This is a genomic window from Ruegeria lacuscaerulensis (assembly GCF_013031245.1).
Classification (GTDB): domain Bacteria; phylum Pseudomonadota; class Alphaproteobacteria; order Rhodobacterales; family Rhodobacteraceae; genus Ruegeria; species Ruegeria lacuscaerulensis_C.
In genome coordinates, this window is record NZ_WPZL01000005.1 from 287713 (window position 1) to 295156 (window position 7444).

6 protein-coding genes are annotated in these 7444 nt (G+C 56.3%); 5 read left to right on the forward strand and 1 reads right to left on the reverse strand.

Annotated features, from left to right (window positions below; translation table 11 throughout):
- The first annotated feature begins 43 nt into the window (after window positions 1-43).
- The 4 genes from GOX66_RS09615 (at window position 44) to GOX66_RS09630 (ending at window position 6088) form a co-directional block, all read left to right on the forward strand.
- Complete coding sequence (locus GOX66_RS09615; protein WP_170761990.1) at window positions 44-1993, forward strand: type I secretion protein; 1950 nt, start codon at window positions 44-46, stop codon at window positions 1991-1993.
- A 184-nt stretch (window positions 1994-2177) separates the two neighbouring features.
- The gene (locus GOX66_RS09620) at window positions 2178-4265 is read left to right on the forward strand and encodes a type I secretion system permease/ATPase (RefSeq protein ID WP_419555554.1); all 2088 of its coding nucleotides are present in this window, start codon (window positions 2178-2180) and stop codon (window positions 4263-4265) included.
- A 12-nt stretch (window positions 4266-4277) separates the two neighbouring features.
- Window positions 4278-5630: an HlyD family type I secretion periplasmic adaptor subunit gene (locus GOX66_RS09625; protein WP_170761994.1), complete on the forward strand. Its 1353-nt coding sequence runs from the start codon at window positions 4278-4280 to the stop codon at window positions 5628-5630.
- An 80-nt stretch (window positions 5631-5710) separates the two neighbouring features.
- On the forward strand, window positions 5711-6088 hold the full coding sequence (locus GOX66_RS09630; RefSeq protein ID WP_170761996.1) for a rhodanese-like domain-containing protein: 378 nt from the start codon (window positions 5711-5713) through the stop codon (window positions 6086-6088).
- An 18-nt stretch (window positions 6089-6106) separates the two neighbouring features.
- Here the strand turns inward: GOX66_RS09630 and GOX66_RS09635 are convergent, their stop codons facing one another.
- On the reverse strand, window positions 6107-6907 hold the full coding sequence (locus tag GOX66_RS09635) for an alpha/beta fold hydrolase (protein WP_237212547.1): 801 nt from the start codon (window positions 6905-6907) through the stop codon (window positions 6107-6109).
- A gap of 49 nt (window positions 6908-6956) precedes the next feature.
- Between GOX66_RS09635 and GOX66_RS09640 the strand changes: the two genes are divergently transcribed.
- Window positions 6957-7331, forward strand: a complete 375-nt coding sequence (locus GOX66_RS09640) for a hypothetical protein (protein ID WP_170761998.1) — start codon at window positions 6957-6959, stop codon at window positions 7329-7331.
- The last annotated feature ends 113 nt before the right edge of the window (window positions 7332-7444 follow it).

The window sequence follows — 7444 nt, forward strand, 5'->3', positions numbered from 1 at the left end:
CCAAGCCGGAAATTTTAGGCCGGGGCGGGGAAAGGATACCGACATGTCGCTCGACAGTATTACTGAACAAATTGCACATTTTGTTGGAGCCTTTGAACTTATTTCCGAGCAGGCGCGTCTGCGGGATCAGTACGAAGAATTCGTCGCATTAAGACGCAAAGCCGAGCTGGAAGACCTGGAAGATCCCACACGCATTCAAATCAAGGCGAACCTGCAACTTGACCCAGGTGAATACGAGGCGTCAGGTTACAGTTTTGCAGCTGCGCAGGTGAGCATGCCACCGGCGCCAGCGCTTCCAGGATCAACCGGGGATGCACCGGTTTTCCTGAGTTCTCCAGTTAGTCCGGAATTCAATTTCCCTGAAACGGAAGCGATCGGAGCGCCGTCGCTGTCCGTTCAATTGAACGCTGTTCAGTTGCTACCAGAGATTGAGCTTGAAATTATCGGATCAGCTGTAACATATACATTCCAGACCCTGAATCTGAGTGACAACGACACGATCGGCGAAGGTGATTTCCGCGATGTCGAAGTCCTAATGGAACAGGGCGAAGCGATGCTAAACACAGCGATGTCGATGCATGCGCTGTCCGAGTTGCCAATCAATATTTCGGATTACCAGACGGACGAGGTGATCGAGACGCTCATCGAACAGATGCTGTCCCCGCAAAACGCCGAAGTCGAAGGTGCCACCGTGCATCAGTTCCATGGCGAGGATGCGATGGGCGTGATCGTGAACGGAGAATATCTTGATGAAATGCCGGTCTGGAGCGAATTGCTTCCGGAGCATCATCAGCCGGATGATGACACAGAGGACGACACCCCCGATCCAATGCCTGCGGAATGGGACCAATCCGAAGACCCCGATTTCGAAGACGGTCATTCAATGGTCACAGGTGCCAATCTGGCGATCAACGAGGTTGCGGTGAATGTCGGCTGGGTTGACGCACCCAATTTTATCGTAGGCGGAAAAGCCGTGAACCTGACGGTTGTGAGTCAGGTCGCCGTTGTTTCAGATAATGACGAAGGCGATTCCGGCGCGCAGAGCGATACGAATGTTATTCAGTCCTCGCTGATCGATGTTAAAGCCAGCGAAGCGCCGTGGGTGCAGGACAACGTCGCGGAACCTGGTCAGGACACGATTGTAGCTATCGACTGGATATCCGGCGATCTCATTGTTTCCAATTTCATCGAGCAGGTGATCGACGCCACTGATATCGACCAGATTCACACCGATATCACGGCCTCCTCCACTGCGTACACCATGGGCGAAAACGTCCTGGTCAACGTGACTGATATCCTTCAGTTGGGCAGCTATTACGATGTGATCATTGTCGGCGGTGACATGATCTCGGTCGATATCGTGTCCCAGACCATCGTTTTGTTGGATGACGACGTGATGTCCGGCGTGGTGCCCAGCGATACAGACGACAACCTGGTCATGAATGAGGTCTCGCTGACGACAAATGGTGAAGACACCCATCAGGAACTGAGTGAAAATCTCGCCGACACCGTGTCCCTGCAGAAGGTTGACACCGACGCGCTGGAGGATGCTCTGCTTAACGACCCGGCGTTTGCTGGTGCAGAATTGGTCCGTGTGCTCAAAATAGATGGGGATTTGTTGCAGGTTAACGTTATTGAACAGATCACCATGTTGCAGGATCAGGACGATATATACGTTAATGGATCCAAAGGCGCAGAGGCATCGGCTCTGGGGGGTGGCAACGCCATTCTGAACTCGGCCAGTATCAACAAAATGGGCGTGGATTCTGTCGTTATGGCGCAGGAGGGAGAGTATTCCGACCTCTTGTTGCATCAGGCAAGTCTGATTGACGGGCCGGAAGACGATAACGGAGAGCTTGTCAATGAAGCCGTAGCGCTTCTGATGGAGGAAGTTGACGCACCGGGCAATTCTGAAAACGCTCCGGGTCAGACCAAGCTGACACCCTCGGAATCGGCAAGTATCGACGACGGCATGCAATCTATGATAGCGTAGTAACCCTGTTTGTTACGAGTGACCCGAAAGTTTTAACATGACAATTGTATTTCCGTTGCGCCCTAGACGTTGCGCCAGTCCATTGGATCGCAACGGTGGCGCTGCTTCAAAGGCGCCATCCAATCGCGCTGATGAAGGCAAAAAAAATAAGACACCGGGACTACGCCTTTGCGAGGAGTTGCGGGTGCGCGACCCAAAAGACGACAAGCGGGAAGCTACCGCACAGGACGGAACGGGCGCAGACCGAACCGTGAAACCAGAGTCCGCGCATGAACAAGTAAATGAGGGACCGCACCTGCGCGCCGGACCTTCCCCCCGGCGCCAGCCACCGCAGCCTGATGAAGACAATGACCAACAGGGCAGCGGTGCTGGGGTGGCCGACGCCGACAGCCCCGATCCTGAAACCGTCGATAAGACGAGCGACCGTTCACCCCCCGCGTCACGCTCGAATGGCGGTGATCGCATGGGCACCACTATCGAGGCCAAGGCGAACCAACCACTGCTGCGTAGCAACACGGGCGGCGGTGACGGAAAGGGGCCACCCCAGACATTTCACAAACGGACCCCGCCCGAGGACTTTCAGAAGACGCTGAGAACCTCGCTGCGGGCGATCTATCGCAATCTGGCCTTTGTGCTTGTTCTGACCTGTGCAACGAACATCCTTATTCTGGCGATCCCGATCTATCTGTTCCAGATCAGCGACCGGGTGCTGACCAGCCGGTCACTGGATACGCTTATCATGCTGACGACCATCGTCGCGGGCGCAGTGATCTTTCAGTCGGCCTTTGACGCAGTGCGACGGTTCATGTTGATGCGCACCGCGGTTGAGGTTGCGGCGCGCCTTGGTGCGCCGGTTCTAAGCGCTGCCGCCCATGCCTCATTGCATGGCACCGGACGTGAATATCAGACACTGGGCGATCTGCAGCAGGTGCGCGGATTTCTGGTTTCCGGCACGTTGATTTCGTTTTTGGACGTGCCCTTCGCACCGCTGTTCATTCTGATGATCTTTCTCGTTCATCCGCAGCTTGGGATGATCGTGATCGTGACTGCGCTGCTGTTGATGACCATTGCCCTGATCAACCAGCGGATGACGTCCAAGCCATTTGCCGAGGCGAATAAGGCACAATCGATGGCGAACCAGCATTTGGATTCAATGGCGCGCAACAGTCAGATCATCAATGCTCTGGCCATGATCCCCGAGGCGGTCCGGATCTGGGGTCGTGACACTGCGCAATCTCTGACCTGGCAGGTTCGCGCGCAGGACCGGAACGTGATCTTCGCTGCGATATCACGGGCGGTCCGTTTGCTGACGCAAATCTGCATCCTTGGTTGGGGCGCGTTTCTGGCGCTCCAGGGTCAGATCACAGGCGGAATGGTCATTGCCGCCTCGATCATCGCAGGCCGGGCATTCGCCCCGATCGAAGGTTCGATCGAAGGGTGGAACAGCTTCCTGCTGACGCGCGCCGCTTATGGCCGGATCAATCAATTGCTGTCGAATTCGGCATTGCAATACGAAAAGCTTCGCCTGCCGCGCCCCGAGGGCCGTCTGGACGTAGAGCGCTTGCTCTATGTTCCTGGTGGCACCAAGCGCGTTGTGTTGAACGGAATCAGCTTTTCAATGAACCCGGGTGAGACGCTGGCGATCATCGGAAACTCTGGCGCGGGCAAGACCACGCTGGGTAAGACGCTGGTGGGATCGGTTCTGCCAACGTCGGGCAGTGTCCGATTGGACCTGATGGACATCCGCAACTGGGATCCGCGGCAGTTTGGCGAAAGCATCGGATATCTGCCGCAGGACGTGCAACTGTTCCCGGGCACAATAAAGGACAACATCGGCCGGATGCGTTCGGATGCGACCGACGAACAGATCCACGATGCTGCCGTTCTGGCCGACGTGCACAACATGATTGCGACACTGCCGCAAGGCTATGAGACTGTGGTAGCCGCCGATGGTTCGCCTCTGTCCGGCGGGCAAAAGCAGCGTATTGCCTTGGCGCGTGCGTTCTTTGGCAATCCGCGAATGGTGGTTCTGGACGAGCCGAACTCGAATCTGGACGTCGCGGGCGACCAGGCTCTGTCCCGCGCTATTGCACAGGCCAGGGAAAGCAAGATTACAGTTGTCGTGATCACCCAGAAACCAACGCTGTTGAACGTGGTCGATAAAATCATGCTGCTGACGGATGGCCGCGTGGCGCTGTTTGGCCATCGTGAACAGGTTCTGCAGCAGTTGAACGCGTCGCGCAACAATCAGCCCGGCATACAGAACCAATAAGGGGGACTTGGCATGAACGAACTTGTACCCGTTAACAATGATCCCAACGATCCGACCGTTTGGTATGCCGAGGTTCCGCGCTCGATCAATCGACTGGTTGTCATTGGATTTTTCATGCTGGTTATCTGCTTTGGCGGATTTGGCGTCTGGTCTTTCAGCGCGCCGCTGGCCGCCGCGGTGATTGCGCAAGGCAGTTTTGTAGCCACCGGTCGCAACAAGATCGTGCAGCACCTGGAAGGCGGTATTATCGAGGACATCAAAGTCGTCGAAGGTCAGGCTGTTGAAGAGGGTCAGGTCCTCATGACTCTTGACCAAACTTCAGCGGAAGCGAACGAGCGCGAGTTATTCATCCGCAAGATCCGCCTGCAGGCCATGTCCGAACGTCTGAACGCCGAATACGATGAATTGCAACGGCTTGAGTTTTCCCCGAACCTGATTGAGGCCTCGGATGATGTTGAAGTGATGTCGATCCTGGACGGGCAGAAGATCAGCTTTGATTTGTCCCGCAAGACATTGCTGAATGATATCGCTCTGTTGGAACGGAATATGGAAGCATTGAAAATCCGATCCAGCGGTTTCGAAGCTCAGCTTGATAGTATGACACGGCGCGCGGAAATCCTGCAGGAAGAGTATGAGACCAAGGAATCCCTGTTTAAAAAAGGTCTGGTGCGCAAGGGTGAGTTGAACACGATCCGCCGCGTTCAGGCCGAAGCCGAAGGCCAGCACGCCCGGTTAACTGCCGAGGCCGCTGAGATCAGCCAGATGCTGCTGAAATATGAAGAGCAGATCACGCGTACGCGGGCCGCCTATCGTGAGGCTGCGTTGGATGAATTAAGCGTCATTGCCGCCGATCTGGAAAGCGTCCGGGAAAAAGCGCGGCAAGCGCGCAGCGTTCTTGATCGTGCTGTTGTGCGCGCCCCGGTATCGGGTACCGTGGTCCGATTGCACTATCATACGCCGGGTGGTGTGATCGAAACTGGTGAGCCCATTGCTGAGATTCTGCCCGCTGACGCACCGCTTATCATTGAGGCGCAAATCCCACGCACCGAAATCGACAGCGTTGTAACCGGGCAAATGGCGACCGTGCGTCTGGTGGCGCTGAACCAGCGGACGACACCGGTGCTGAACGGAGAGGTGTTCTATCTCTCAGCTGACTCTCTGATTGAGGAAACCGGCGGTGCCCCGCAAGAGGTTTATCTTGCCCGCATCTCTCTGGAACCTGAGGAAATTGATCGCGTGCGGGGGTTCATCCCGACACCGGGCATGCCAGCGGAGATTATGATCCAAACGGAAGAACGGACCTTTGCCGCCTATATCGCAAAGCCTGTGACCGACAGTATGTCTCGCGCTTTCCGCGAACAATAATCAGGCGGACCTGGCGGTCAGTCTACACCTTCCAGTTTTTGCCTGTTAGCATCCGGTGAAATTCGCCGGGAGAGCTGTTCATGCCGTTGACCGTAAAAGAAATGATGGAAGCCGCAAATGCGGTCGTCGAACGTATCGATACGGACGCGGCCAAAGGGATGCTGGGGCAGGGCGGTTTGCTGCTTGACGTCCGCGATGCGGATGAACTGCAAAAATCGGGCAGGGCCGCCGGAGCGTACCACATACCGCGTGGCATGCTTGAGTTTCGTGCCGACGATTCCCTGCAATCACATGATCCCGAGCTTCGGAAGGACCGCCCGATCGTTCTGTATTGTGGGGGCGGCGGGCGCGCCGCTCTGGCAGGTAAGTTGCTGAAAGATATGGGATATGATCGGGTCTATAACGTCGGAGGATTGGCTGATTGGGCGAACGGAGGCGGAGAGATTACCACCCCCTAGCGGCTGCATTCGGCCCCTTCAGGCGTTCAAAAAAGTTCTGACAGCAGCCTCGAACTCACGTGGTTTCTCAGCGTGCAGCCAGTGGCCCGCGCCGGGTATCCTTGCAAATCGTGCGGCAGGAAACAGGTCACGGATTATGGAGCGATGCTCGGGCAGGACATAGTCCGAGTCCCCGCCCGACAGGAACAGCGCCGGGCCGTCCCAAGATGCGTCAAAATCCGGAAAACCCATGATCTTTGGCATCTCGGCGGCAAGGACATCGAGGTTAAGAAGCCAGCGTTGCCCCTTGATATCAAGCGATTGCGTGAAAAAGCTCTGCAATGCTTTCTCAACGCCCTGATCCGCCAATTGCTGTGCCGCGTCCGAACGTCTTTCAACCCTGGCCAGATCAACCGCACGCATTGCTTCAATGAACTGGATCTGGCTGTGGGTGTAGGTGACGGGCGCAATGTCAGCCACCACCAGCTTTCGCACCAGATCGCCATGTTGCAGAGCGAGCGTCATGGCCGCCTTGCCTCCCATCGAATGCCCGACCACATCCGCTTGACCGCCGAAATGTTCGATCACTTCAGCAAGATCATTGGCCAGATCAGGATACCTGTGCTGATCAGTCCACATGCTGTTGGCGTGGTTTCGCATATCCACGGCCACAACCTGCCGTTCATCAGCCAGACGCCGGGCAATGACCCCCCAATTTCGGGCCGAGCCATAAAGCCCGTGCGCGATCAGCAGAGGAGGGTTTGCGGTTGGCTCGCCATATATGATCGTGTTCAGCATGCTGACGTGATACCTGCCGTGGTTTGAAACGACCAGCCCCATTGTCGCCCCCGAACACTGCGGTTAAATTGGCCCGTCAGGAGGCCGCGCCATGTCGGAAAACACAGATATCCAGAGCCAGATCGCGCAAACGGTCCAGTTGCTACGCAAGAAACTGGGTGTGCGTGACAAAACGCTGACGGCCTCGGTACGTAAAGCCAAACGCAGACTGCCGCGGCGGATCTATAAACAAGCGATGATGTTGGCCAACGCCGAGCAGATGGCAGCCCACCCCAAGCTGAGGCTGGTGCTGGACACTCCGAAGCTTATTCAGGCTTCCGAAGATGTTCAGGCCCATCTGAGCCGCATCAATCTTGCTGACCGGCGCTGGGGTTGGTTTTTGGGGATGCTGGGCGGGCTGGCTTTTAACCTGCTGGCACTGGCTGTGTTGCTTCTGATCTTTTTACGCTGGCAGGGTCTGATCTGACCTTCGGGAAAAAAAGAACGGCGCCCGATGGGCGCCGCTCAAGCCGTTGAAAACCTGCCGTCTTACAGGTTCGGGTAGATCGGGAAGCGGGCGCAGAGTTCGGCGACTTCGGC